Origin of the sequence: Chitinophaga niabensis, from assembly GCF_900129465.1 — a bacterium.
GTDB lineage: Bacteria > Bacteroidota > Bacteroidia > Chitinophagales > Chitinophagaceae > Chitinophaga > Chitinophaga niabensis.
This window is the reverse complement of the sequence record NZ_FSRA01000001.1, coordinates 2,637,693-2,662,517: the sequence shown is the minus strand read 5'-3', so window position 1 is coordinate 2,662,517 and position 24,825 is coordinate 2,637,693. Positions and strand designations below refer to the sequence as shown.

The window sequence follows — 24,825 nt, the reverse complement described above, 5'->3', positions numbered from 1 at the left end:
AGTGGAAAAGGAAATCTTAAAGCGGTACCTGGATGGTACAGCTTCGTCAGAGGAAGAAAGTTTGGTGCATGCTTGGCTGGCGGACCCCTCTAAACGTTATGAAATAATCGATTGGATCCAATCATACTGGACGGAGTACCGGATGGAAACCGGCCCTGTGCCAACTTTTGAAGAGGTCTTTGGAGCAGCTCTGAAGGAGGAAAAGAAGGAAGGCAAAGTAGTAGCCCTCCACCGCAACAGGAAGATATGGATGTACGCCGCCGCAGCCTGCGTGGTATTTTTTGCTACAGGGCTTTGGATCGGCAATCTTTTAAGAGCGCAACCGCAGGAGAATAAATGGCTGCTAAGTAAGGCACAGACAGGAAAAGGAGAACGCGCACAGTTGATGCTAAGCGATGGTTCGGAAGTGTTCCTGAGCCCTGAAACAGAATTGATGATCCACCAGGAAGTAGCGGCGAATCCTGTAGTGTACCTGCAAGGAGAAGCACATTTTAAAATGAAGGATACCTCCAGGTCACTGGTCATTAAAACCAAGGAACTGGTAACAACGGCAAAAGGCTCGGAGATCAATGTATCTGCTTTTACGAAAGACAGCACGGTAACGGTATCAGTGGAAAAGGGGAATGCACAGGTAGTAGAGAATAATGAAACCACTTTCCCGCTGATCAAATTACGTAAGCCTAAGAAAGATTCAACCATGCCTGCAACCCTGCCACTCACAAAACTGAGACCGGGAAAGGTAAATGTAAAAGTGAACGACCAGGAACTCATGACCTTCAATAAAAATAACGGTAATGCAGATGTGAGTGTTAAAAGAGAAGAAAGCGACGACGTTCTCGCTTTCGATAATGCCGGGGAAAAGGAGATAGTAGCGAAACTGAAAAAGTGGTTTGGTGTACAGACCATCTTTACAGAACCTTTAGAGGATGATGAAACCTATACCGGGGATTACAATAAGAACGCCACTTTACAGGAAGTGTTATCAGGCATTTCCATCACCTTAAAACAGGAAGTCCGTATCTACGGTACCACTGTTTACCTGATTAAAAAGAAGTAACTATTCCTTGTACATAATACGTAATGCTAAAATTGACAGCAATCGCTGAAGGGGATGCTATTGCCCTTACACAGGAATATTTAACTTAAAATACAATACCTTGAAAATGTCAAAAGTCAACCATTATCTCTTTATCCTGCTGATGGCAGGACTGTTTATTGCCTGTAAGAAAGAAGATAAACGCGGCAAGCTCGCGGGGATCACTGAATTCAGTATCCCATCTGTAGCAGTAGCCTTTACAGTAGATCATTCTTTGCTGAAGATCTGGAATGTGGATAGCCTGCCATTCCAGACGAATGTTTCAGCGCTCGTAGCCACATTTGAAAAAGTACCCGGCGCAACCGTGAAAGTAGGTACCGTGTTGCAGGAATCCGGCGTTACTGTCAATAATTTCACCAGCCCTGTGATATACAAGGTTACATCTGAAGATGGTGCTACGGTCCGTAATTACACCGTAGAGGTGAATGTTGCCAAACGGGACCCTAAAGCGGTAGCATGGCAGAAACAGGGGGATGCAGCATTTGGAACATTCCACGATGTGCAGGCTGGTTTCTTTAATGGAAAATATTACGCCTTCGGTTCCACACTGGGCGGATTCGGCGCATTTACTTTTGGTGCATTCCAAAGTGACGATGCGAATACATGGACACGTTTAAAAGCAGCCGATAATAATGGCGATTCTATCCCCAAAGCAGAGCATGGAAAGCTGGTCACCGGTTTCAGGAACAAGATCTGGATACTCGGTGGCTGCCTTCCACCTGTAGGCATGGGCTTCAGTAATGTAACCAACAAAGTATGGAGTTCTTCCGATGGTTTAACCTGGACGGCTTCCACACCGGCAGTAGCAACAGACCGCTGGAGTATCCGCGAGCGTATTAATGCCGTGGTGTTCAAAGATAAACTATGGGTAATAGGAGGAAGTGCTTATCCTGCTTTCGGAAATCTCAATGCCTACGGCGTTTCTTATAACGATGTATGGAATACAACAGACGGCGAAACCTGGACGCAGATCACTGCTGCCGCTCAGTTTCCTCCCCGCCGCAACCCCGCCGTATTTGTCTATAAAGAAAAAATATGGGTAGTAGGTGGCCTGGATAATGGTAACGTATACAAGAACGATATCTGGAATTCCGCAGACGGTATCACCTGGACGCAGGTTACACAGGTGAACGCATTACCACTCCGCCAGGGCCACCAGGTGGTAGTACACCGGAATCAATTGTTACTCATCAGCGGGGAAACCTCCGGTGTGGCACAAAGTGATCTCTGGGTATCTGAGGATGATGGTGTGAACTGGACGAAAGTGGCAGAAGGCGACCCGCGTGCATTACCTGCACAGTTCCCCGGCCGCATCGCTTTCAATGCATTTGTGAATAACAGCATCATCTGGATCATAGGCGGCACCGGCAGAACCAGCAATCCGGCAGCATATCCTATCGTAAACGAGATCTGGAAAGGCGGATTAAACTAAGTACATGCGTAAATTATTTATTATAGCATTATTGCTGGGAGCCCATGCGCTGCATGCCCAGAGCGATACAACTACCCGGCCTGTAGGAGGTACCGTAAAGTCCGGAAAGGATGGCACCTTACTTCCATTCGTAACGGTGAAGGTAAAAGGTTCCAACCGTGGTACCATCACAGATGAGAATGGTAATTTCAAACTGCTGGTAAAACCAACAGATACCCTTATCCTCACCGCCGTAGGTTTTCGCAAGCTGGAATCCCCCGCGGGTAAACTGGCCTTGCTCACACTTACCTTACCGGAAGACACCCGCACTTTCAATGAGGTGATGGTAGTGGGTTATGGTAACGAGCGCAAACGAAATATCACCGGCGCTATTTCCACCATCAGCGCAAAAGAGATCACCAAAGCATCTGACCTGTCATTCGACAATGCCATTATCGGTAAGGCAGCAGGTGTGAATATAATTTCCAGCTCCGGTATTCCCGGTTCTGCTACCGCCATTACCATCCGGGGTTTGAGTACGCTTAACCCGGACGGAAGCCAACCGCTGATCGTAATAGATGGTATTCCAGTGTACGGTTCCGGGAGAGATCTCAATAACCGTAACTTTAATGCTTCTACTACGGCACCGGGCACTATTGGCGGAGCATCTGTAAGTGATAGCTATACCCCGCCGCAGGCTTTTGAGAACAACCCTTTGTCTGCCCTCAATCCTGCAGACATTGAATCCATAGAGATCCTGAAAGATGCATATGCTACGGCCATCTATGGCTCACGTGCAGCAGCAGGGGTAATACTCGTTACCACTAAGAAGGGAAAGAAAGGCATGCAATCTTTCAACATACGTTCTGCTACAGGTGCTATACAGCCTATCGGTAAATACAAATTGCTGAACGGCCCGGAATACAATAACATCTATACCAGATACTACAAGCAACTGGGTAGCAACGAAGTGTTCAATGCACAGGATAATACGGATTGGCAGGATGCCGTAACCCGTACCGCTATCTCACAACAACTGGATGCTTCCATGTCAGCAGGCAGTGAGAAAGCACAGTACTATATAAGCGGTTCTTATACCAGCCAGCCTTCTTATATTATCAACAACGATTACAAGCGTTACAATGGCCGTATGAACATCAGCTACCAGGCTTCCAAAGCCATACAGGTAGGCGTGAGCATGTCCATGAACTATACAGAGAATTCTGCGATGAACGCGGCAGCTATTTACCGGGCTGCTTTGCAGAAAGCGCCCAACCTGCCCATTTATAATGCAGATGGCAGTTATGCTTTTGGTAAAGGGGCTAATCCTTATGGGGACCAGGATGCTAACCCGGTAGCAGATGCTTTGCTGAACACCAATATGCTGAAAACCTCAGAAGCTCTGGGGAATGCTTTCCTGCAGTATAAACCAATAGACTGGCTTACACTGCGTTCAGAGTTCGGCACACAGCTGACGAATGGAGACGCTTATTCAAGAAGAGTGAAGCGCCCCAGTGGTTATGGTGATGATGCTGTACAGACCAACACACAATACCGCAAGATCGTAACCAATAACACGGCCAGTTTCCTGAAAATGATCAACAGGCATTACATCAATGCAGTAGCTGGTCAGAGCTTTGAGCAATCCACGGAATCAAATACAGGCATTGGTGGTTATGGTTTCTTTAATGATGAGATCCTGAGCATTGCAGCAGCAAGGAATAAATACATCAAAGGTGCCCTCAAGCAACAATGGGCACTCGCTTCTTATTTCGCCAGGCTGAACTATGAATTCGATAACAAATACCTGGCAGGGGTTACCTATCGTTTGGACGGTTCTTCCCGTTTTTCCCGCAACAGGCGGTATATAGGGTTCCCGTCTTTCTCTGCGGGATGGCGTTTGTCTGAAGAAGGATTTTTGAAAGACAGGAAATGGCTGGACGATCTGAAGCTCAGAGGCAGCATTGGTTTCACGGGTAATAACTCCGGTTCTTATTACGGAAGCCAGGGCCAGTATCAACTTAATAGTGACAATCTTTCCTATGCCGGTACACCTATACTGCAAATGCAGCAGCCGGATAATCCTAACCTCAAGTGGGAACGCACGCGCTCTGTAGACCTGGGGTTGGATGCATCCCTGCTGAATAATACCGTGAACGTAACACTGGATTATTATCACCGCCGTGTGAAGGACATGATCCTTACATCTGCCATTCCACGTTACCAGGGATGGTCTGCACAACAGCAGAACATCGGGGATATGATGAACGAAGGACTGGAATTAACGGTACGTGCAGAATTACTCCGCCGCAAACAATTCTCCTGGTCTACCAATTTCAATATCTCCTGGAACAGGAATAAAATATTGAAGCTGAATTTTGTGGGTGAAGAAGTGGGCCTTGCCAACGAAGCCTATAAATACCTGAAAGAAGGCCAGGCTGCGGGTCAGTTCTTCCTGTACGACTGGCAAGGGGTAGACGGCATGTCCGGCAATCCTGCCTGGGGAGATGGAAAAGGCAACACCACTTTTGTGCCGCCTGCATCACTCTTCTCTACCGTAGAGGATGTGAATGTATTCAGGAAGTCGTACGGCACAGCCTTGCCTGATTTCTATGGTGGCATGGGCCATACCTTCACCTGGCGTAACTGGGAGCTGGATGCGTTCTTCTCTTTCTCCGTGGGCAATAAGATGATCAATGGAGCAAGGGCGGCGTTGCTCACTTACTCCGTTGGTGATGCACCTAACCTGAGTTCGGAAATACTGAACTACTGGCTGGTTCCCGGGCATGAAACAGATATTCCCAAACTGGTGAACAGGTCTGTGACCACTTCCGCAGGCAGCAGTAATATCCGGGATTATACCACCAGCAGAACGAGCAGCCGTTTCCTGGAAGATGCTTCTTACCTGCGTTTACGTAACGTTCGTTTGGCTTACCAGTTACCGGTGGCAAAACTAAAAGTGATCCGTTCACTGGAACTCTTTATAGGAGGTACCAACCTGCTCACGTTCACCGGTTATTCCGGAATAGATCCGGAAGTAAGTGCATTTGGTTCATCTGCACTGCAGGCAGGTTACGATGAACTCACCATGCCACAGAATAAAATGTATCAATTCGGCATCAATATAGGATTATGATAAAAAGATATCTCATACTGATCATATGTTCCGGGTTCATGGCTATTGCCTGTAACAGGCAGCTGGACCTGGCGCCGGAAAATACCCTGATAGAAAAGGAAGTATTTAAAACGGCGGATGGAACAGACCAGGCCCTGGCGGAAGCTTATATTACACTGGTAAGGGCAGCGACCGGTGGCATTTCTTATACTTTAGGTGATTTCAGTACAGATAACCTGAATCACTCCACTTACTTTAACATTTTTGCAAACGGTGAAACCACTGCAGACCACGATGAAGTAGTGAACCTCTGGACGAACTATTTCAAAGCCGTGAACGTGGCCAATAATGTAATGGCCAACATTCCGTTGTATGCAACGTATCCCCTGGAGAAACAGAACGTTTTCATTGCGGAAGCGCGTTTTATCAGGGCCTATGCCTACCTGGACCTTCTGAAGTTCTTCGGGGACGGCGCATTGACGGGTAAGATGGATGGCCGGGGTTTGCCTATACAGCTCACACCATTCAAAGGATACAATACAGGAGATGTGATTGCACGTTCCAACAACGGAGCCGTATATGCACAGATCATTAAAGACCTGGAAGAAAGTATTCCTGCGCTGGGGGATCAGCAATCCAATGAACTCAAAACCAGGTCAAGGGCTACGAAGGGAAGTGCTTATGCATTACTGGCAAGGACCTATCTCTACATGGGCCGTTATGAAGATGCGGTAACTGCAGCTAATAAAGTGCTGGAAAAATCACCGCTGCTGTACGATCTGTCTCCCACGCTGCTTGCGTTGTTCCCGGCAAACCCTGATGGCACTACGCAGTCGCTGACCAAAGAACATGTATTCGCGTTCCCGGTAAGCTATATTGTAAGCAGTTCAACTACATTCAACAATAACCTGGGTAATCCTTATTTCTTCAAAAGGTCTTTCTGGATCACCAATACATTGCTCAATACATTTGAACCCAATGATAAAAGACGCACGGAACTGATCTTTAAAGGAGACCAGATCTACAACACACAGCAACTGAACGATCTCACCACCTTCAAGTTCAATAACTCAAACGGCAGGGATAATGTACCCGTTATCCGTTTGGCGGAAGTGATCCTCACGGCAGCAGAAGGCATCGCCAGAACGCAGGGTGTAACACAAACCGCGGTAGACATGGTGAATAAGGTCCGCAACCGCGCGGTAACAGGGGCAGTGCCTTATACACTGAATACTTTTGCTAACGCAACAGCACTCACGGATACCATACTAAAACAAAGGAAACTGGAACTGGCCTTTGAAGGATTCAACCGCTATGACCTGATCAGAACAGGCCGCCCGCTGCAGAACCCGGATATTCCGGCAGGCAGGAAAGTGTTGCCTGTACCGCAGGTAGAGATTGATATTTCAAAAGGACTGATCCTGCAGAATACAGGTTACTAAAACATCCATTAAAAAAACAGGATTATGCATGCATTAAGGAAAATTACGGTTACTATTCTCACGTTATGTTGCTCAGTTGTTTATGGTCAGAAAAAAATTCAATTCCAGGACATCTCTTTTAACGAAGCTATCGCAAAAGCCCGCGCCACCGGTAAACTGGTGTTTGTAGACGCAAGCGGCGCCAACCAGTCCGCCATTTTAAAACAGGTACAGGAAGAAGTGTTCACACAGGATTCTGTTGCCACTTTCTTTAACGAAAACTGCATCAGCATTCATGTGAACATGCAGGCTCCTGAAGGCAGGGAATTCGCCCGCCACCTGGCCATGCTGATGTACCCTGTGTATCTCTTCTTCGACAAGGATACCACACAGATCGATTTTGTGAGTGCCGGTGTGGTAGCAAAGGATGCACCGGTACTGATGAAGAAAGCCCGCTCATCTCTTGCTGAAGCACAGCAAAGGGCCAGGAACACCAATCACATCGTATTTGCTACCGGTTCCTGGAAAGAAATGCTGGCCACCGCGAAGAAAGAAAACAAGCTCATCTTCCTGGATGCGTACACTACCTGGTGCCGCCCCTGTATTATGATGGCCAAAAATGTATTTACGCTGGATCATGTGGCGGAATATTACAACGCTAATTTCATCAATGTAACAATGGATATGGAGAAGGGAGACGGCCCCGCGCTGGTGAAAAAATACAAGATAAGAGCATATCCTGATTTCCTTTGGATAGACGGGGATGGCAATGTGGTATACCGCAATGGCGGATATAAAGAACCAGATGTATTTATTGCAACGGGTAAGGAAGCAAACAGCAAAAAGAAGAAGTCATGAGATACATATTGATCATCTTACTGGCTTTTACCTCGCTGAGCGCACAAAGCCAGATCAGTTTTAAAGACAGCTCCTGGACATGGACTGCCATGCTCGCAGAAGCTAAAAAGAACGACCAGCTCATTTTTGTGGATGCCTATGCCGTTTGGTGCGGCCCCTGCAAATGGATGACGAAGAATGTTTTTGGGGTGAAGGAAGTGGCCAGCCTCTATAACAGGAACTTTGTGAATGCATACATAGACATGGAAAAAGGGGAGGGTATCACCCTGCGCCAAAAGTACAATGTACGTGCATACCCTACTTACCTGTTCATTAACGGGGATGGGGAAGTGGTGCATCGTGTGGTTGGTTCCACCGATACGGCAAAATTCATCCAGCATGGCCTGGATGCGCTGAGTCCTGTTCGCAACCTGCAATACCTGCAGCGCAATTATGCCGCCAATCAGAAAGATTATAATTACGTGCTCAGCTACCTGAAAGCACTTTCTGCTGCTTACGAAACAAAAGAAGCCGGTAACATTGCACTGGAATACCTGAACGCGCAGGGACCGGCTGCATGGATCGAAAAGAGCAACTGGACCGTGCTGAAAGACTTCACAACAGATGCATCTTCCGCACCTTTCCTTTACCTGGTGAACAATGCCGGGGATTTCTCCAAACGCTACGATGCTAAGGAAGTGGAACCAAAGATCTACCAGACCTTCCTGGCCTGGCCGCAACAGTACATCAGCTATCCCGATAAGGGAAAAGCAGTACTGGATGAAAAGGGGTACCGCGATTTTCAGCAGAAGCTGAAGGCGAGCAAATATCCGGCTAAAGAAGAAGTGCTGGCCAAAGCAGACCTTACCATCTATTTTGCCACAAAGGAATGGCGCAAATATGCCAAAGTGGTGAACCATATGCTGGCCACCAAACTGATCCCCATGACCATTGTGGGCGGGGACTGGTTATACAGCTACGGGCAGAACGTGAACCGGTTTGTGGAAGACCAGGAAGTGGTGGCAGAAGCTACCTCCTGGGCTAAATTGATCAGTACAAACATTCCGGACCTGAAGCCTCAGCAGAAAGTATTGTACCTGGACCTTTATGCCTCCCTGCTGGAAAAGAAAGGAGATAAGGCACTGGCGGCAAATGTGCGGAAAGACCTTGATAAAGAGAAGGTGGAAGCGGCTAAGCGTTCAACGGGTTTTATGCCCATGAAACTGATTTCCAACTAAGAAATACATCCCTATATCTCTCCAATTCAGCAAAAGCTGCCCAAACGGGCAGCTTTTTTCACTTATCAGGCATCCGCCGCCGCATACACAAAAAATCCCGCCACCTGGCATTTTATCGTTTCCCGTTAAAAAAATCGCTGCATCTTTACATCATCAAAAGACATTCTTTCTAATAGCTCCTTCATCCATCGAATACCCCCAAAAGAATCCATTCGCGTCCCCCAAAAAGAGTAAAGGAGCTGAAGAATCCACCTAAAGGCCTTCCGAATTATCGGAGGGCTTTGTTTTTTTACGATAATGATCGGATAAAAAAATATTATATCTTATGCATATTTAAAGGATAGATTTGTCAGAAGCTTATTTAAATCCACGTATGCAGAAAATTTCGCTTAAGGAAAAGATCGGTTACGGTTTTGGGGATATGGCATCCTCCATGTTCTGGAAACTCTTCGGTACTTATTTGCTCTTCTTTTATACAGATGTAATGGGCCTGGCCGCCGGGGCTATTGGCACCATGTTCCTTATCACACGTATCTGGGATACCCTTTTTGATCCGGTAGTAGGTGTGATGACGGATAGAACAACCACCCGCTGGGGCAAATTCCGCCCTTATATCCTTTATATGGCCATACCTTTTGGTTTGATCGGTGTATTAACTTTCACCACACCGGATTACAGTGTTACAGGTAAGCTGGTCTACGCCTATATCACCTATTCTGCCATGATGATGATCTATTCCCTGATCAATGTGCCATATGCTTCCCTGCTGGGAGTGATCTCCCCGGATGGAAAAGAAAGGAATATCCTCGCTTCCTTCAGAATGTCCTTTGCTTTTGCCGGCAGCCTCATTGCTTTTGCCTTGCTGGAACCGCTGGTGAGCTTTTTCGGGAGATCAGCGGACCTGCAAAGCAGCTGGCAATTATCTGTAGCAGTGATCTCTTCCATTTGCGTGATCCTCTTCCTGTTATGTTTTGCCTGGGTGAAAGAACGGGTGAAACCTATCCGGGAGGAAAAGGTGTCTTTAAAAGACGATATCAAAGACCTTTTCGCCAACCGCCCCTGGTGGATCCTGCTGGGTGCAGGTATTGCTGCACTGATCTTTAATTCTATCCGGGACGGGGCCACTTTGTATTACTTCAAATATTACCTGGGCAATGCAGAAACATTCTCGGCCCTGAATGTCACTTATTCTGCCCTGTACCTCATGCTGGGGCAGGGTGCAAATATCCTGGGAGTGATCCTGGCTTCGCCCGTTGCCAATAAACTGGGTAAAAAGAATACCTACCTGGCAGCCATGGTTGTTGCCGGCGTACTCAGTATTTTATTTTATTGGCTCGGTAAAGAACAACTTGCGCTGATTTTTGTTTTTCAGATATTAATCAGCGCTTGTGCAGGTATGATCTTTCCCCTTTTATGGTCCCTGTATGCAGATACGGCGGATTATTCAGAATGGAAGACCGGCAGGCGTGCAACAGGCCTGATCTTTTCTTCCTCCTCCATGTCCCAGAAATTCGGCTGGACGATCGGTGGGGCACTCACCGGCTGGTTATTGGAGTATTTCGGGTTTAAGGCAAATGTTGTGCAGGAAGAGGGCGTACAAACAGGGATTCTTTTAATGTTGAGCTTCTTACCGGCTATCGGGGCTTTGTTATCTATTATATGCATTGCCCTGTATCCTTTAACAGAGGAAAAGATAACGGAGATCAGCACCGATCTGGAAGCACGGCGAAAATAAAACAGTTCATGCAAGAGAAATTAAGACAGGACCTGCAGGATGAATTAACCGCTATCCTTGATTACTGGCAAACCCACACCATAGACGAGAAACATGGTGGTTTCCTGGGTAAACTGGATAACGACAATATGCCTGATCCATTCGCCGTAAAAGGTGCCGTACTCAACGCCAGGATCCTCTGGTCGTTTTCCGCAGCTTATAATGTTACAAAGAACCCCGCTTACCTGCAGGTAGCCACCCGCGCTTTCGATTACATCACGGAGTATTTTATAGACAAGGAATTTGGTGGTGTAATGTGGACGGTTGGTTATGCCGGGGATATTGTAGATACCAAAAAACAGATCTATGCCCAGGCATTTGTGGTCTATGCTTTCAGCGAATACTACAAAGCCAGTAAGAACGAAAAGGCAAAAGAGAAAGCCATTGGCCTGTATTCCCTCATTCAGCTGTATAGTTATGATTGTGTGTACGGTGGTTACCTGGAAGCTTTTTCCCGTGAATGGAAAGAATTGGAAGATCTGCGCCTGAGTGAAAAGGATGAGAATGAAAAGAAATCGATGAACACCCACCTGCATGTACTGGAAGCTTACACCAATCTCTACAGCATCTGGGCGGACCCTTCTTTAAAGATCCATATCCAGGACCTGCTGCGTGTTTTTTATGATAAGATCATAGATCCCAACACTCACCACCTCCGTCTTTTCTTTGATGAAAAGTGGAACCCTACCGGTAACCTTGTTTCCTATGGCCATGATATTGAAGCCAGCTGGTTATTGCTGGAAGCCGCAGAAGTGATAGGGGATGCTGAATTGATAGAAAAATCCAAAGCCGCAGCAATCCTGATGACGGATGCAGCTAAAGAGGGAGTAGATGCAGATGGTGGATTATGGTATGAATATGAACCGGGAGAGCAACAACTGATCGCTGAAAAGCATTGGTGGCCACAGGCAGAGGCCGTAGTAGGTTTTGTGAATGCCTGGCAGCTCAGCAAAGACCCCCGTTACCTGAAAGATGCCACCAACAGCTGGCAGTATATAGAAAAGAACATATTAGACAAAGCAAAAGGAGAGTGGTACTGGGGCATCAGGGATAATAAGGTGATGAATGAAGATAAGGTGGGGCTCTGGAAATGCCCCTATCACAACAGTCGTGCATGCCTTGAAATAATGAAACGGCTATAGAGAGGCCTTAGAATAAAAAGTAAATCACCCTTAAAATAAAAAAAGACCCACCCTCTGCCACGCGGCAAAGTCACAGGTAAGTCCTGTTTTAAAGGCCCCTTAGAATAAAGATTAACATCCTTAAAATAAAAAAAGACCCACCCTTTACCACGCGGCAAAGTCACAAATAAGCCCTGTTTTAAAGGATCCCCTGCTGCTTTGCAAAATTAAGGAGCCCTGCGGTATTCTTCAGCTCCAGCTTCCGCAGGATATTCTTCCTGTGTGTATTCACTGTAAACTCACTGATAGAAAGCTCCGTACCGATCTCTTTACTCGTTAGTTCGCTGCCTACCATTTTAATGATCTGCACTTCCCTTTTGGTGAGATGGTACTTCTTCATAAACTCATCCAGGAAAAATGCCGCTGCGGGTGCTTCCCGGGGAACAAGGTTTTCAAAGTAAGGAACACCTGCCTGCACAGACCGTAAGGCCGTTTTTAATACATCTCCGGAAGCATTCTTCAGCAGGTAACCATCTGCGCCGAGCTTACGTACCTCAGATAGTAATTGTGGTTGATTATAATTGGTCAGCACCAGTACTTTGATCCCCGGGTATTGTTCTTTAATGATCTCCAGTGTTTTAATGCCATCCAGGTGCGGCATGTTAAGGTCCAGCAGCACAACGTCCACCTGGGTTTTTGCCAGCCGGTCCAGCAGCTCCCGTCCATTATTAACAGGTACGAGTATATCCCATTCTGCTGCCTCCCGCAGTACGGCCACTAATCCATCCGCAAGTAACTGATGGTCGTCTGCTATGATCAATCTGGTCATACAGTTATTTTTTCAGGCAACGGTAATTCTATGTTCACCATAGCACCTTCGTTGGGTTTACTTTCTATCATGATCTTTCCTTCCATATAAGCCACTTTGGCTTCCACACTGCGCAGGATCGTTGCCGGATCTATCCCTATCCCGTTATCTTCCACAATGATCGAGCAACTTTTCTCCAGTTCTATTTCTATCAGTTGTATCAATACATTCGAGGCCTCTGCATGTTTGAGGATGTTCTGCAGCAACTCCTGTATGATACGGTAAATGGTAAATTCCGTGTTGGATGGATAAGGTGTGGTAGGGGAGAAACCTATCAGCACCAGTTCAATATTTATTTTACCGGTACCATTGGCGATCTTTACCAGGTCTTCTATCGCATGCCGTAGCCCATATTTCTCAATAGCCACAGGTGTTAGCTGGTGGCTGATATGGCGTACGGTATGGCTGAGTTGGTCCAGCATTTCGGTTACTTCGTCCAGCTTCATCGCCTGCATGTTTAAAGAAGCCAGCGATAACATGGAGCCTATTTCATCATGCAGTTGATCTGCCAGTATTTTCCTTTCCTTTTCTTCCACTGCAATGATCGTGTCCGTAAGTGTTCGCAGCACGGTTTCTTTTTCTTTACGATAGTTATTAAAACGTGCTGCCAGTGCAAAGGTGATGATGATCACCTCCAGTGCTGCACCTGTGAAAACACCAAAGTGTACAAAGTAAACAGGGATCTCCAGTTTCCCGAGATAATACATGATCTCTATGGTGATGAATACAAGAAGCACCATTGTCGCCACGAGATACACCGTGGCTGCCGTATTCCGCTGCCATACCTTTTGCAGCAGGTTCCCTGCTACCAGTGCAACTGCACAAAGACTGAATAGGGTCAGCATCTTTTGTAATATCATGCTAATCATTCCAAAGCGCGCATAATCCGTTGGCCACAGTATCGCCACGAGGAAGCACAGGCCAATGGCCTGGAATATTTTGAAGGGCCGGTAAGCCCAGTTATCTTTCTTTATGCCAATAAAGTATTGCAGGAACTGAAACACCAGGAGCATATTGGTGACCACAAAAACCGGGCGCGCACGGCTGGGGAAGAACCAGGATTCCGGCCAGAGGTAATGAAAACCAAGCCCTTTATTAGCCCATATCCATAACAGGATGCTCAGTACATATAACGCATAATAGCCGTACACCCGGTCGCTCGTAGTAAAGAAAAGGAAAGCACCGAACAATACGATCAATAACATGATGCCTGTGAAAAGGCCGCTGAGGAGATTTTCCGATGCCATCTCCTGCGCCAGTTGCTCCTGTGTAACAAGCCGGAGCGGGGCTTGCAGGGATTCAAAATGTTTGTCCACCCTCAGCAGGTACAGTGCTGTTTTGGGCTGTAAAGGAAAAACAAATGTATTATGAATAACAGGGCGTTGTGCAAAAGGGAAAAAATCGCCGGTAACGTATAAAGGCATAGGTACGCTATCGTGTACCGCATACCATTCCAGGATATTGATATGAGCATTGTCTGTTATCAGCAGAAGGTTTTCAGGAGTAGGCGGCACCGTCAGGGCTATCCAGAAAACACTCTTTGTAAAACCGGGATTGAGGTTTTCGCCGGGTAGCGGGGTAAAATCCCCTTTGTAGTAATGGTTTAAAGCAGAAGGTGCTGCCTGTATACGCGTACTGTCCTCCCATACCTTAAATACCTGGCCATGCTGCGCCTGGAGCTGCTGTATGCCGTACAGGAAAATAAAGGATAAAAGGAGATATGCCCGCCGCATAGGTATAGAGAAACTGTTATGGCTGCCAAGATAGGGCTTTTGATCTACTTCTTATCCCGAAGAACCATACCCAGGCAATAAATATTATTTGCTCAGGGATCCTTGTCCACAGATATTCCGGGCCTTTGCCATCTGTTGTGGCTGTTTCAAGATTAATATGGTGGAGGGCCGCGTAGATATTCGCAGGTGTGATCATCACAAAGAAAACGATCAGCAGCATAGCGGTGATCCTTCTGTATGCCGGAAGCAGCAAACCAATAGCCGCCGCAATTTCCAGTATTCCTGTAAAATACACCAGTCCAAGCCGGAAAGGGAAGAAAGGAGGGATCATCATTTCCATCCCTTTGGGGAACAGGAAGTGCCCGAGCGCAGTAAAAAGCAGCATGGCGCTCATACCTATACAGCCACTCAGCTGCAGGTTCCAGTTCCCCTTTATCAGTTTGATCAGCAGCAGTGCTATGCCAAAAGCTCCCGGTAATATCAATAATACCATCATGATCTGTCAATTTTAATAAGGCAAAGGTGAACCTTCCGCTAAAGGGAGAAAATGATGTATGTTAGTTTCCTTTCCCGTACTGTTTACGGATCCGGCTCAGGCTTTCCGGTTGTATGCCCAGGTAGGAGGAGAGGTGTTTCACTGAAATGCTTTGCACCAGCTGTGGGTTCCTTTTGATCAGCTTTGCATACCGTTCTTCTGCAGTATCAGAGAGTAGCTCCATTTCCCTGTCCAGCCGCCGTACATATTGCATCTCTGCTATCAGCCTGCCGATCCTTTCCCCGGTTTTACCCTGTGCATAAAAAGCCAGCAGATGCTCCCGCGGGATCAGGATGGCTTCCACATCTTCGATCACTTCCAGCGCAACAGGAGAGGGGCGGCGGGTAAGGAAAGAATAATAAGCCGTGAGCATGTCTCCTTCAAAATGAAAATCGACTGTGAACTCCTTGCCGTCTTTTGTAAAATAATTGCGCGTGGCACCTTTCAGCAAAAAGAAGATGAAGTTCTCCGTCTGGCCCTCCCGGCATAGGAATTCGCCTTTTTTGTAGTGCTGAAAGAGAAGTTTTTCGCTAAAGGCCGTCCATTCCTCATCTGGTATTTCCGAAAAACGGGCAATGGCCTGTCGCAGTTGCAGGAGTGGGTCCATCTGTTGTTTACTTTGCGGCAAAAATACAGAGAATCCCTGCCGGAATATTTGGAAATCTGCAGCCCTCGGCTTACATTTAATATGTAGTACATATCTACTATTAAATCCCAATGTTATGAATTATTCCACCTTATGTATCCTTATTTCCCTCAGCCTCGGATGTGCCAAGCAGGTAAATACCTCACCGGCTCCGAAGATAGAGGATGAAGTGGCTGCCACCGCTGCTGTGGCTGCTACCGCATACCATAACAGCATGGTATTATTTAACGGAGGAAATGAAAGCATCTATCATTCCTTCCGCATTCCTTCCATCATTAAAACCAAAAATGGCACGCTGATAGCCATTTGCGAAGGGCGGAGATGGAGCCCCAGTGACTGGGGAGATATCAACGTAGTCTTCAAGCGCTCTACAGATAATGGCGCTACCTGGTCTGCACTGGGAGAAGTAGTAGGCAGTGGTGCCGGCACCTGGGGAAATCCCACTGCGGTATACGACAAGGATAAAGGAACCAATGGCCGCGCCTGGGTATTCATGTCCTGGAATGATGCCAATAAAGCTGCCTGGTCTGATATCACTGCCTGGGGAGACAGGCGGGTGTTCTCTTCCTACAGTGATGATCATGGGGCTACCTGGTCTACTCCGCAGGATATGAGCACCACATTGCTGCCACCGGGTTATACCTGGGATGCTATGGGGCCCGGTACAGGCATCCAGACAACCATCAACACGCCCGGCCGGCTCATCATTCCTGCTTATGGCAGGAATATCTATAGTGATGATCATGGTACCACCTGGCACTACCAGCCGATCCCCGGCGGCACAGATGAAGGCACTATCGTAGAATTAATGAACGGCAGCCTGTTACGGAACGACAGACCCGGTACAACTGCCTGGAACACGGCTAAAAAGAGAAGGAAGTCTATCGGTACCATTGCCGGAAGTTTTGCAGCATGGTCTGTTGATAACACACTCAATGATCCTAAATGCCAGGCATCCATCCTTCGCTACAATGGTGATGATCCGCACAGGATCTATTTCCTGAATCCCAACACAATTGATAAACGCTGTAATATGACGGTGCGTATCAGTTATGATGATGGAGCTACCTGGCCTATCAGCAGAGCTATTTACAGTGGTAATACCTGCGATTACGCTAACCTCACCGTTGCAAAAGGAGGGTATTCCAGCATGGTGAAAACGGCAGATTATGCGGTGGGGGCTTTAATAGAGATCAATGAAAATGTAGCTGCGAGCGCAACCAGTAATAAATCGATTGAGTTCCATAAGTTCAATCTGCCCTGGATATTGAATGGGCAAACGGAACCATAAACAATACCCCTGGTTTATCCCTGTATAAAAGAAGCCGTCTCCGCAGGAGGCGGCTTTTTCTTTCAAAAAAACACATTAAAAAAAGGATGCCCCTTGTGAGACATCCTTTTCAGATTATACAGACGCGGCATTGAGACTAATTCTTACCAGCATCTTATACGCCATGGCCACTATGACTTCTTATTTGCTTTGTAACGCTTATCCGGCGTTCCGTCTTTCTTCAAAGGCCCTTCTGGTGTTTTATTTTCTTTAAAGCGTTTATCCTTTGTTCCGTCTTTCTTCAGATGTACAGTATCTGTTTTAGTTGTAGCAGTAACTTTCTTTGGTGCAGGTTTGCTTTGCGCCATAGATGTCAGAGATACGGATGCAACCATTAGCATGGCCAGCATAGCCGTCAGGATTCTTTTCATAGTCAGTGAATTTTAAGAGAAGTTAGGTGAATTTTTGTTCTCTTATACAGGCAGGAACCTTTTTTAAGGAGATTTTAAGGCCGGCAAATGGACTGGTACACTTTAGGTGTAATGCCTTCCGTTTTCTTAAATACGCGGATAAAATAATTTACGTCCGTAAACCCGCAATGATTGCTCACAGTGGTAATATTCTCATTGGTCTGGCTCAGCAGCTGCTTGGCCAGGTTCACTCTTTCGCGGTTAATATATTCCAGCGGTGTAATGCCGAACTGTTCCCGGAACCATTTAAAAAAAACATTCCTGCTCAGGTAAGCCTTGCGGCTCAGTGTATCCACGGCTATCCTGTCCGTTAGATGTTCATGAATATAGTTCAGTACAAAATGCAGACGGTCCTGGTTGCTGTTCCCGCCTGCCTCTATAGCCACCTGCTGCAAATGCTGGCTTTGGATCAGCCGGATCAGTAATTCCTTCAGGTTCAGGTCTGCATAGATGTTCTTTCCAACATCCCCGCTGCTGCATACCCTGATCAGTTTATTGATCAGCGAAGAAACCTCTGTATTGTTCTGAAAATGGTACTCGTTGAACTGCAATTTCCAGTTATGGTATTCATCTGAAGAATTGTAGTACATGTTCAGGTACTGGATGGTATCGCGGATATAAGCATCGTCTATGGTAATACCAATGCATTGGGTAGGATTACTGTCTGCCGCTTCCGGGAAGTCGATGATCATGGTTTCATTGGCCGGTACTATTACCGTTTCGCCGGGGAGGTAATCAAAAGATGGCTGATCAAAAAGATGCATCCGCTTTTTGCCCCTAACCATACTGGTGACCACAAAATCATTAAAGGACAAAGGAATGTGCCAGGCCTTTTCATAACTCTCAAATACATTCAACTCACAATTGTTGAGGTTAAATATCCTGCGGTTCTCGACACGGGTTTGGAGTAACTTAGGCTGGGTAAGTTCTATCTCGTGTAATAGATTTTTTACCTGCATATGCGGGCAATTTAATACATTTTGCTTACCCGGCAAAGGGGGTACAATTGTGCTATAAATAAGTACGAAAGTGAACCCCTCTTATCCCTTGAATGCCCACCTTTGTTGTACGTTATTGAGAACTGGTGTTAAGTGTTTCCACCCTAAAACTGTTACTTATGCGCGCACTACGCATTTTGGCTACGGACGAAGCCGTAGATCTGATCATTCAATTATCAATGCAATACGGACTCCTCATGTTCCATATGAACGAACTGGGAGAGCCGGAATGCACGATAGATGGAAGAACGAAATTAAGCTCCAGGGATACCTGTATCGGGGAAGTGGCCGGGTGCTTATTCTTTATGAACAAACGGAAATATGAAAGTAGCAAACATACGCAGCTGATATTAGACGTTGAAAAAGGAAAAGAAAACGGGCTTTCGCTGGAAAGAGCACTGGGATTAAGGTTTTTAGTGAGATCCAGGCTGTTTACGGCAGAAGAGCTGGAAGAACTGGAAGGAATGGATGAAGGGCCGGAAATGCGTATGTTCAGCTACATTTTTGGATATGGATTGCAGTGGGTATAGTGGCAGGTTTTTGTGAAGGCAATAACCATACTTGTGATGGCCTCGAATAAAAAGCCCGTGGAAATTTTCCGCGGGTTTTTTTATTGTGCTAGCTTTGCTTCAAATTAATTTGTGTTTGTTATGAATGGCCAGAATAGAAAGGATATATACCCGGGCCTGGAGGTGGGTATTATCCTGAAGAAAGATCAGAGAACCGGTAAACTCACCTACGGAATTGTAAAAGACATCTTAACCTCTTCCCCTTTTCACTCCCGTGGCATTAAAGTAAGATTGGAAGACGGCCAGGTAGGCCGTGTTGCCGAGATCAGCTGGTTAGATACCTGATGTTATTTTATTATGTATTAACGCTTTTAAGCTAAATTGATTAGCTTTAGGCCCATTAAAACTTATACTGACTGAATGTTTAAACAGATCTACAGGCGTATTGTGCCTAAAAAATCATCCGCCAAACAGGACGCTATCCGCTCCATGGAGATTGAAAACTTTATCCAGAAACATCTGTTTGACCAGGAAAAGTACCAGCATCCCCTGAAATTGAACCGTTTTGAATACCAGAGCTTCTCCCAATGCGGGGAAGATGGCATCATCGATGAGATCTTCAAACGGATCGGTACCACCAATAAGTATTTTGTTGAATTTGGCGTGGAAAATGGCACGGAATGTAATTCCACCCTCTTACTGTACAAAGGCTGGAAGGGCCTTTGGATAGAAGGGAATGCCCCCAGCGTGGAACATATCAAAGCCCATATGTCCGGCATTATTTCCGCCGGAACACTCACTGTTTTAAACAGCTTTATCACCGCAGAGAATATTGAATCCCTGTTTACCCAGGGAGGCTGCCCCGCAGAACCGGACCTCTTATCAATAGATATAGACCGGAACGACTATTACGTATGGAAATCCATCGTAAAATTCAAACCCCGCGTAGTGGCCATTGAATACAATGCCATCTTCCGCCCGGATGTATCCTTTACGGTACCTTACGACGGCACCAAAACCTGGGACAAAACCAGCAACTTCGGCGCATCGCTTGGTTTGCTGAACACCCTGGGAGAGGAAAAGGGCTATAGCCTGGTGGCCTGCAATTTTGCAGGTACCAATGCTTTCTTTGTGCGGAAAGACTGCCTGGGGGATAAATTCCTGTTACCGGGCGATGCGGAAGCGCATTATGAACCGGCCAGGTATTACCTCTATAAAAAGGACGGGCATCCAAGGAACGTAATTCTATAATATAGGTAGGGGCTTAGCAATAAGCCCCTTTTTATTATTTTTAGGTTGATGATGAAACGATTCTTCATGAAGAACAGGGAGACCATCCTGTATGGTCTCGCACTGGCGCTCTTGTTGTTCCTGCTCAAATGGCTTGAATTGCGGTTCATAATAATAGACCATGCTTTTGAGATCTACATTGGCGCCATCGCTGCTATATTCACCGCCCTCGGCATCTGGCTGGCTGTAAAACTCACCAAGCCCAAAACTGTGGTAGTGGAAAAAGAGGTGTATATAAAAGATTTTACCCTGAACGAAAACGAACTCAATAAACTCCGTTTAAGCAAAAGAGAACTCGAAGTATTACAATTAATGGCGGAAGGTCTCAGCAACCAGGAGATCGCCGAACGCCTTTTTGTTTCCCTCAATACCATTAAGACCCATTCTTCCAAAGTTTTGGAAAAACTGGACGTAGAACGCAGGACTCAGGCAGTAGAAAAGGCTAAAAGATTGAGTATCATACCTTAATGATATTCGTCCTTATGGGTGAAAAATGCGTTTCACCCCTAAAATCATTCTTAAGTATGAATGAAAAGAGGTTTTATTCCATCATTTTTGAGCCATAATCTTAAAACTAAAACAGATGAAAAAAAATGTGCTTGTCTGCGGTTTGATAGGAGGTGCCTGGTTATCTATTATGCTGGTGTATTCCATTTACCTCTGTTACACCAGGGAGAGCTTTGACGGTAATATGGTGCTGGGCTTTGCCAGCATGATCCTCGCCTTTTCCCTGATCTTTATTGCCGTCAGGAATTACCGGAATAAGTATAACGGGGGAGTAATAACCTTCGGGAAAGCCTTTAAGATCGGTTTGTACATTGCCCTGATCGCCTCCTCCATGTATGTGCTTACCTGGGTGATCGATTACTATCTGTTTGTGCCGGATTTTATGGAAAAATTCACGGCCCATAGTATAAAGATCGCGGAATCAAAAGGGGCATCGCCGGCTGAAATAGCAGAAAAAGCAAAAGAGATGGCCTGGTACAAAGATGCATACAAGAATCCGTTGATGGTGGTGTTACTCACTTATTTGGAAGTATTTCCGCTCGGCCTCATCATTGCCCTGATCGCTGCCCTTATACTTAAGCGCAAACATAAAAAAGAAGTTGTTGTCACTAATTAAAAACAGATATTATGAAACTGGGAATGGTAAGTATTTTCGTATATAACCCCATTGAAGCTTTTAAGTTCTATACGGAAGTACTGGGATTTGAAGAAAAGATGTATATGCCGGAAGCACATGTAGCCATAGTTACCGCGCCTGATGGACCGGATGGCCCGCTCATCCTGCTGGAGCCTACGGAAAATCCCATCGCCAAAAACTACCACACGCAGTTGTATGAGGCCAACATTCCCTGTATGGTATTTTCTGTGGAAAATATAGACGGGGAATATAACAGGTTGAAGCAAAAAGGGGTGGTGTTCACAAAGGAACCACAGAAAACGGAATACGGGAGCGAAGCTATTTTTGATGATACCTGCGGCAACCTCATCCAGTTACATCAGTTATAATCCGCCAATCTGATACCTCCGGAGGCCATTAATCGATCAGTCCTCTTTTAATGGCCTCCTTTACCAGGCCCGCTGTATTTTTTACATCCAGTTTATGGGTAATGTTGAACCGGTGTGTTTCCACCGTTCGCAGGCTGATGGAGAGTTTTGCAGCAATGTCCTGGTTACTGGCTTCGCTGGCAATCAGCCGCAGGATCTCCTGTTCCCTGCGTGTAAGGGGAATTTCATAACGACTGATCCGTTGCCCTGTTAGCGCTTCATGCACCAGGTTCTTTTTGATCTGATCGTCCATAAACTGGTTGCCTTCCATTACAGATTCAATAGCAGCAAGCAATTCCGTCATACCTGTATTCTTTAACAGGTAACCGGCTGCCCCATTCCGCATCATCAGGCGTACCAGGTGAGAATCGTCGTGACTGGTGAGGATCACGATGCGCACATCCGGATAGGTTTTATGTACTTTCCGGCAGAGCTCTGCACCGGAGAGTCCCGGCATCTGGATATCCAGCAGCAATACATGTGGCTGATGAACAGTCAGCGCTTCCAGCAATTCTTCTCCATTGGCAGCATCAAAGAGGATCTGCAGTTCTGATCTTTTGGCCAGCATCGCTTTCAGGCCGTTCACTACTATCAGGTGATCATCCGCGATCGCTACGGATATTTTAGCTTCCCGCATGCGTAATAATTTTGAGATTAAATTCGATATATACACTGGTTTCATCCCGTTGATTCTTTTCCCAGCAGATGGTGCCATTCATGGCCGCCACACGGTTACGGAGGCTTTCCATTCCCATCCCGTCTCCGCCTGCCTGTCCATCCATCCCCACGCCGTTATCTTCTACTGTTATTGTTAAGGTTTCTTTGGTCTGGGAAAGCTGCACCATGGCATAGGTAGCCTGGGCATGTTTAACAATATTGTGCAGTAACTCCTGCACAATGCGGTAAACAGATATTTCAAAGTTGGGAGGGAAGCGGGTAAGGTCTCCGATGGTGTAATAGTCTATCCTGAACCGGCTGATGCTGATACTATTGCAATACTTCCTTAAGGCTTCGTACAGCCCTGATTCTGTGAGCATTTCAGGCATCAGGTTATGCGCTGTTTTACGTACTTCGCCGGAAGCATTGTTCAGCAGCAGGTTTACCTGTTCAAAATCTGCAGAGTCTTTTAATGCAGGATGATCGTATTGCAGGGATTCAAAATGCATTTTCACAGCCGCCAGCATACCGGCTAAACCATCGTGGAGGTCTTTTGCAATGCGGCCCCTTTCTCTTTCCTCTCCCTGTATGGCCGCTTCCATCAGGCCCAGTTTATTTTCCTGCCGGAGGTTTATCAGTTTGCCTTTCAGCAGTTGTTGTTTATGACGGAAATAACCGTACACGATCAGCCCCAGCAATACCAGTATGCCCAGGATAGCGATCAGCAGGTTCTGCTGTTTCAATGCCAGTTTATTTTCTGCCAGTTCCTTATCTTTTTGAGCTGTTCTGAACTGTATTTCCAGCTGCTGCGCATGCCGGATGCTCTTTTCGCCGGCTATACTGTCCCTATACTGGTAAGCCGTATCGAGGTAGGCCAGGGCCTGTTTGAAATCTTTCTTTTTTACTTCAATGGCATGCAGGGTATCATAAGCACGCTGCAGCATATACTTGGAATCCAGCGAGCGTGCTATAGGGATGGCTTTTAACAGATAGTCCTGTGCAACGGCAATATCCCGCAGTTCCCAGTGGATGATGCCGGCTACTATCATCAGGTCGCAGGTGAGCTGTGCCCTGTATTTTTTCATCCGGAGACCTGCTTCAAAGAGTTCCAGGTGTTTACGGGCAGTTGCCGTATCTTTTTTGGTGCTGTAACATCCTGCCAGTACCATATGCACTTTGGTGATGCCCAGGGTATCTTTCTGTTTTTCGAAAACGGAGAGGATCTGCAGTTGGAGGGGAATGGCAGAATCCGGCTTGTTCTCCCAGCTATATAACATGGATTTGTTGCCCAGCGCATGCAGCTGCAGGGACTCATACTGCGTTTTACGGGAATAATTGATCCCCATGTTCAGGTAATAATGGGCCCTGGGGAACTTTTTCTGGAGCTTATACTGGTTGCCCACCAACTGGCTGGCGGCGGAAGCAATACTGTCGTTTCCAATGCTTTCAGCAAGGGACAGGGCTTCCAGCCCATAAAAAAGACAGGAATCTGCGGCACCATCCAGCAAAAAGAGCATGCCCAGTTCCAGGCTACCCCTTGCCTGCGTGAGTTTGTCCGGGGTTTTGATGCCCTCCGCCCGTTGGGCATAGAACCTTCCTTTTACATAGGAAAGACTGTCTGCCGTCTGGGCAGAAAGGTCCCGGGGCAGCCAGCAGAGCAAAAGAAGGAGGGGTATATGTTTCATGCTGTTCAAGGAGGCAATATTAGTGCATACAGGGATAGTATTTCTACGTGAAAGTACTTAGCTAAGGTAAAATGAAAAATGCCCTTTTTATAGTGTGCGCTATAAAAAGGGCATGTTAACTACAGGATAACCTGTTACCGGTTGAAATAATAACTGAATTCCTTGCCATCTCCGGAAATGGTGGCTTTTAACTTATTACCATCCCGCTGGTAACTGATCTTTTTCGGGAAATCGTGCTCCGGGTTTTCGCAGGTGAATCCCTCTTCATTGATGGCGGTGAATTTGAAATACACCGGAGCAGCATTTTCTTTAAGATCTGCTACATAGTAGAGGGTGTTGTCTTTTGTAATGATCTTCAGTTTCTCCTGGAAGAGCGTATCTGTACCGCTGCGGGATAAACGAAAACCTTTTCCCTGCCATTCCCGGTCTGATACCTTCGTCCAGTTCTCGTAGGAAGTATTACCTGTTTTTGCATTCACGCTTTTCCATTGCCCCAGCATCCAGCTGACCTTGGAAAGGTCCTGCGCATGTATAGCCTGTGCGGCCAGTAAGAGGATTGTGATAGATAGCAGTTTTTTCATACCGTAAAATTAGGAACGG

General features: G+C 46.4%; 24 protein-coding genes. 15 read left to right on the top strand and 9 right to left on the bottom strand.

Annotated features, from left to right (window positions below; translation table 11 throughout):
• Position 1: 1 nt before the first annotated feature.
• The 8 genes from BUR42_RS10360 to BUR42_RS10325 all read left to right on the top strand — a co-directional run bounded on the left by BUR42_RS10360 (position 2) and on the right by BUR42_RS10325 (position 12,034).
• A complete protein-coding gene (locus BUR42_RS10360; protein WP_159442247.1) occupies positions 2-1,057 on the top strand; it encodes a FecR family protein in 1,056 nt (351 codons plus the stop codon).
• Positions 1,058-1,163: 106 nt separating this feature from the next.
• On the top strand, positions 1,164-2,528 hold the full coding sequence (locus BUR42_RS10355; RefSeq protein WP_074239158.1) for a Kelch repeat-containing protein: 1,365 nt from the start codon (positions 1,164-1,166) through the stop codon (positions 2,526-2,528).
• 4 nt (positions 2,529-2,532) lie between these two features.
• Positions 2,533-5,643: a SusC/RagA family TonB-linked outer membrane protein gene (locus tag BUR42_RS10350; protein ID WP_084185497.1), complete on the top strand. Its 3,111-nt coding sequence runs from the start codon at positions 2,533-2,535 to the stop codon at positions 5,641-5,643.
• Positions 5,640-7,064, top strand: coding sequence for a RagB/SusD family nutrient uptake outer membrane protein (locus tag BUR42_RS10345; protein WP_074239156.1), 1,425 nt, complete (start codon positions 5,640-5,642; stop codon positions 7,062-7,064). Before BUR42_RS10350 ends, BUR42_RS10345 begins: the two co-directional genes overlap by 4 nt.
• Before the next feature lie 24 nt (positions 7,065-7,088).
• On the top strand, positions 7,089-7,901 hold the full coding sequence (locus BUR42_RS10340; RefSeq protein ID WP_074239155.1) for a DUF255 domain-containing protein: 813 nt from the start codon (positions 7,089-7,091) through the stop codon (positions 7,899-7,901).
• Positions 7,898-9,118 carry a thioredoxin family protein gene (locus tag BUR42_RS10335; RefSeq protein WP_074239154.1) on the top strand — a complete coding sequence of 407 codons (1,221 nt, stop codon included), beginning with the start codon at positions 7,898-7,900 and terminating at the stop codon, positions 9,116-9,118. The genes BUR42_RS10340 and BUR42_RS10335 overlap by 4 nt, the downstream gene beginning before the upstream one ends.
• Positions 9,119-9,491: 373 nt before the next feature.
• Positions 9,492-10,853: an MFS transporter gene (locus tag BUR42_RS10330; protein ID WP_074239153.1), complete on the top strand. Its 1,362-nt coding sequence runs from the start codon at positions 9,492-9,494 to the stop codon at positions 10,851-10,853.
• Positions 10,854-10,861: 8 nt separating this feature from the next.
• Complete coding sequence (locus BUR42_RS10325; RefSeq protein ID WP_074240530.1) at positions 10,862-12,034, top strand: AGE family epimerase/isomerase; 1,173 nt, start codon at positions 10,862-10,864, stop codon at positions 12,032-12,034.
• 178 nt (positions 12,035-12,212) lie between these two features.
• Here the strand turns inward: BUR42_RS10325 and BUR42_RS10320 are convergent, their stop codons facing one another.
• The 4 genes from BUR42_RS10320 to BUR42_RS10305 form a co-directional block, all read right to left on the bottom strand.
• On the bottom strand, positions 12,213-12,842 hold the full coding sequence (locus tag BUR42_RS10320) for a response regulator transcription factor (RefSeq protein ID WP_074239152.1): 630 nt from the start codon (positions 12,840-12,842) through the stop codon (positions 12,213-12,215).
• Positions 12,839-14,614 carry a sensor histidine kinase gene (locus tag BUR42_RS10315; RefSeq protein ID WP_074239151.1) on the bottom strand — a complete coding sequence of 592 codons (1,776 nt, stop codon included), beginning with the start codon at positions 14,612-14,614 and terminating at the stop codon, positions 12,839-12,841. The genes BUR42_RS10320 and BUR42_RS10315 overlap by 4 nt, the downstream gene beginning before the upstream one ends.
• A 16-nt stretch (positions 14,615-14,630) precedes the next feature.
• On the bottom strand, positions 14,631-15,110 hold the full coding sequence (locus tag BUR42_RS10310; RefSeq protein WP_074239150.1) for a DoxX family protein: 480 nt from the start codon (positions 15,108-15,110) through the stop codon (positions 14,631-14,633).
• A 61-nt stretch (positions 15,111-15,171) separates the two neighbouring features.
• Entirely contained in the window at positions 15,172-15,756 is a 585-nt protein-coding gene (locus tag BUR42_RS10305) for a Crp/Fnr family transcriptional regulator (RefSeq protein WP_074239149.1), read from the bottom strand.
• Positions 15,757-15,871: 115 nt separating this feature from the next.
• On the opposite strand from BUR42_RS10305, the gene BUR42_RS10300 reads away from it, so the two are divergent.
• Positions 15,872-17,086: a sialidase family protein gene (locus BUR42_RS10300; RefSeq protein WP_074239148.1), complete on the top strand. Its 1,215-nt coding sequence runs from the start codon at positions 15,872-15,874 to the stop codon at positions 17,084-17,086.
• A 170-nt stretch (positions 17,087-17,256) separates the two neighbouring features.
• On the opposite strand, the gene BUR42_RS10295 is transcribed toward BUR42_RS10300, so the two are convergent.
• Complete coding sequence (locus BUR42_RS10295) at positions 17,257-17,496, bottom strand: hypothetical protein (RefSeq protein WP_074239147.1); 240 nt, start codon at positions 17,494-17,496, stop codon at positions 17,257-17,259.
• Between the two features lie 74 nt (positions 17,497-17,570).
• Positions 17,571-18,494, bottom strand: coding sequence for an AraC family transcriptional regulator (locus BUR42_RS10290; RefSeq protein ID WP_074239146.1), 924 nt, complete (start codon positions 18,492-18,494; stop codon positions 17,571-17,573).
• A gap of 158 nt (positions 18,495-18,652) precedes the next feature.
• On the opposite strand from BUR42_RS10290, the gene BUR42_RS10285 reads away from it, so the two are divergent.
• From BUR42_RS10285 to BUR42_RS10260, 6 genes are all read left to right on the top strand, one after another.
• Complete coding sequence (locus tag BUR42_RS10285) at positions 18,653-19,063, top strand: DUF779 domain-containing protein (RefSeq protein ID WP_074239145.1); 411 nt, start codon at positions 18,653-18,655, stop codon at positions 19,061-19,063.
• Between the two features lie 120 nt (positions 19,064-19,183).
• Positions 19,184-19,387: a YwbE family protein gene (locus BUR42_RS10280; RefSeq protein WP_074239144.1), complete on the top strand. Its 204-nt coding sequence runs from the start codon at positions 19,184-19,186 to the stop codon at positions 19,385-19,387.
• Between the two features lie 75 nt (positions 19,388-19,462).
• Positions 19,463-20,293, top strand: coding sequence for a hypothetical protein (locus BUR42_RS10275; RefSeq protein WP_074239143.1), 831 nt, complete (start codon positions 19,463-19,465; stop codon positions 20,291-20,293).
• Positions 20,294-20,341: 48 nt separating this feature from the next.
• On the top strand, positions 20,342-20,800 hold the full coding sequence (locus BUR42_RS30125) for a response regulator transcription factor (RefSeq protein ID WP_074239142.1): 459 nt from the start codon (positions 20,342-20,344) through the stop codon (positions 20,798-20,800).
• Positions 20,801-20,915: 115 nt separating this feature from the next.
• On the top strand, positions 20,916-21,455 hold the full coding sequence (locus BUR42_RS10265; protein WP_074239141.1) for a DUF4199 domain-containing protein: 540 nt from the start codon (positions 20,916-20,918) through the stop codon (positions 21,453-21,455).
• An 11-nt stretch (positions 21,456-21,466) separates the two neighbouring features.
• Positions 21,467-21,844 carry a VOC family protein gene (locus BUR42_RS10260; RefSeq protein ID WP_074239140.1) on the top strand — a complete coding sequence of 126 codons (378 nt, stop codon included), beginning with the start codon at positions 21,467-21,469 and terminating at the stop codon, positions 21,842-21,844.
• Between the two features lie 28 nt (positions 21,845-21,872).
• Here BUR42_RS10260 and BUR42_RS10255 read toward each other — a convergent pair whose 3' ends face one another.
• The 3 genes from BUR42_RS10255 to BUR42_RS10245 form a co-directional block, all read right to left on the bottom strand.
• On the bottom strand, positions 21,873-22,520 hold the full coding sequence (locus tag BUR42_RS10255; RefSeq protein WP_074239139.1) for a response regulator: 648 nt from the start codon (positions 22,518-22,520) through the stop codon (positions 21,873-21,875).
• Positions 22,507-24,225, bottom strand: a complete 1,719-nt coding sequence (locus BUR42_RS10250; RefSeq protein WP_074239138.1) for a sensor histidine kinase — start codon at positions 24,223-24,225, stop codon at positions 22,507-22,509. Before BUR42_RS10250 ends, BUR42_RS10255 begins: the two co-directional genes overlap by 14 nt.
• A 134-nt stretch (positions 24,226-24,359) precedes the next feature.
• Positions 24,360-24,806 carry a DUF6265 family protein gene (locus tag BUR42_RS10245; protein WP_074239137.1) on the bottom strand — a complete coding sequence of 149 codons (447 nt, stop codon included), beginning with the start codon at positions 24,804-24,806 and terminating at the stop codon, positions 24,360-24,362.
• Positions 24,807-24,825: the final 19 nt, after the last annotated feature.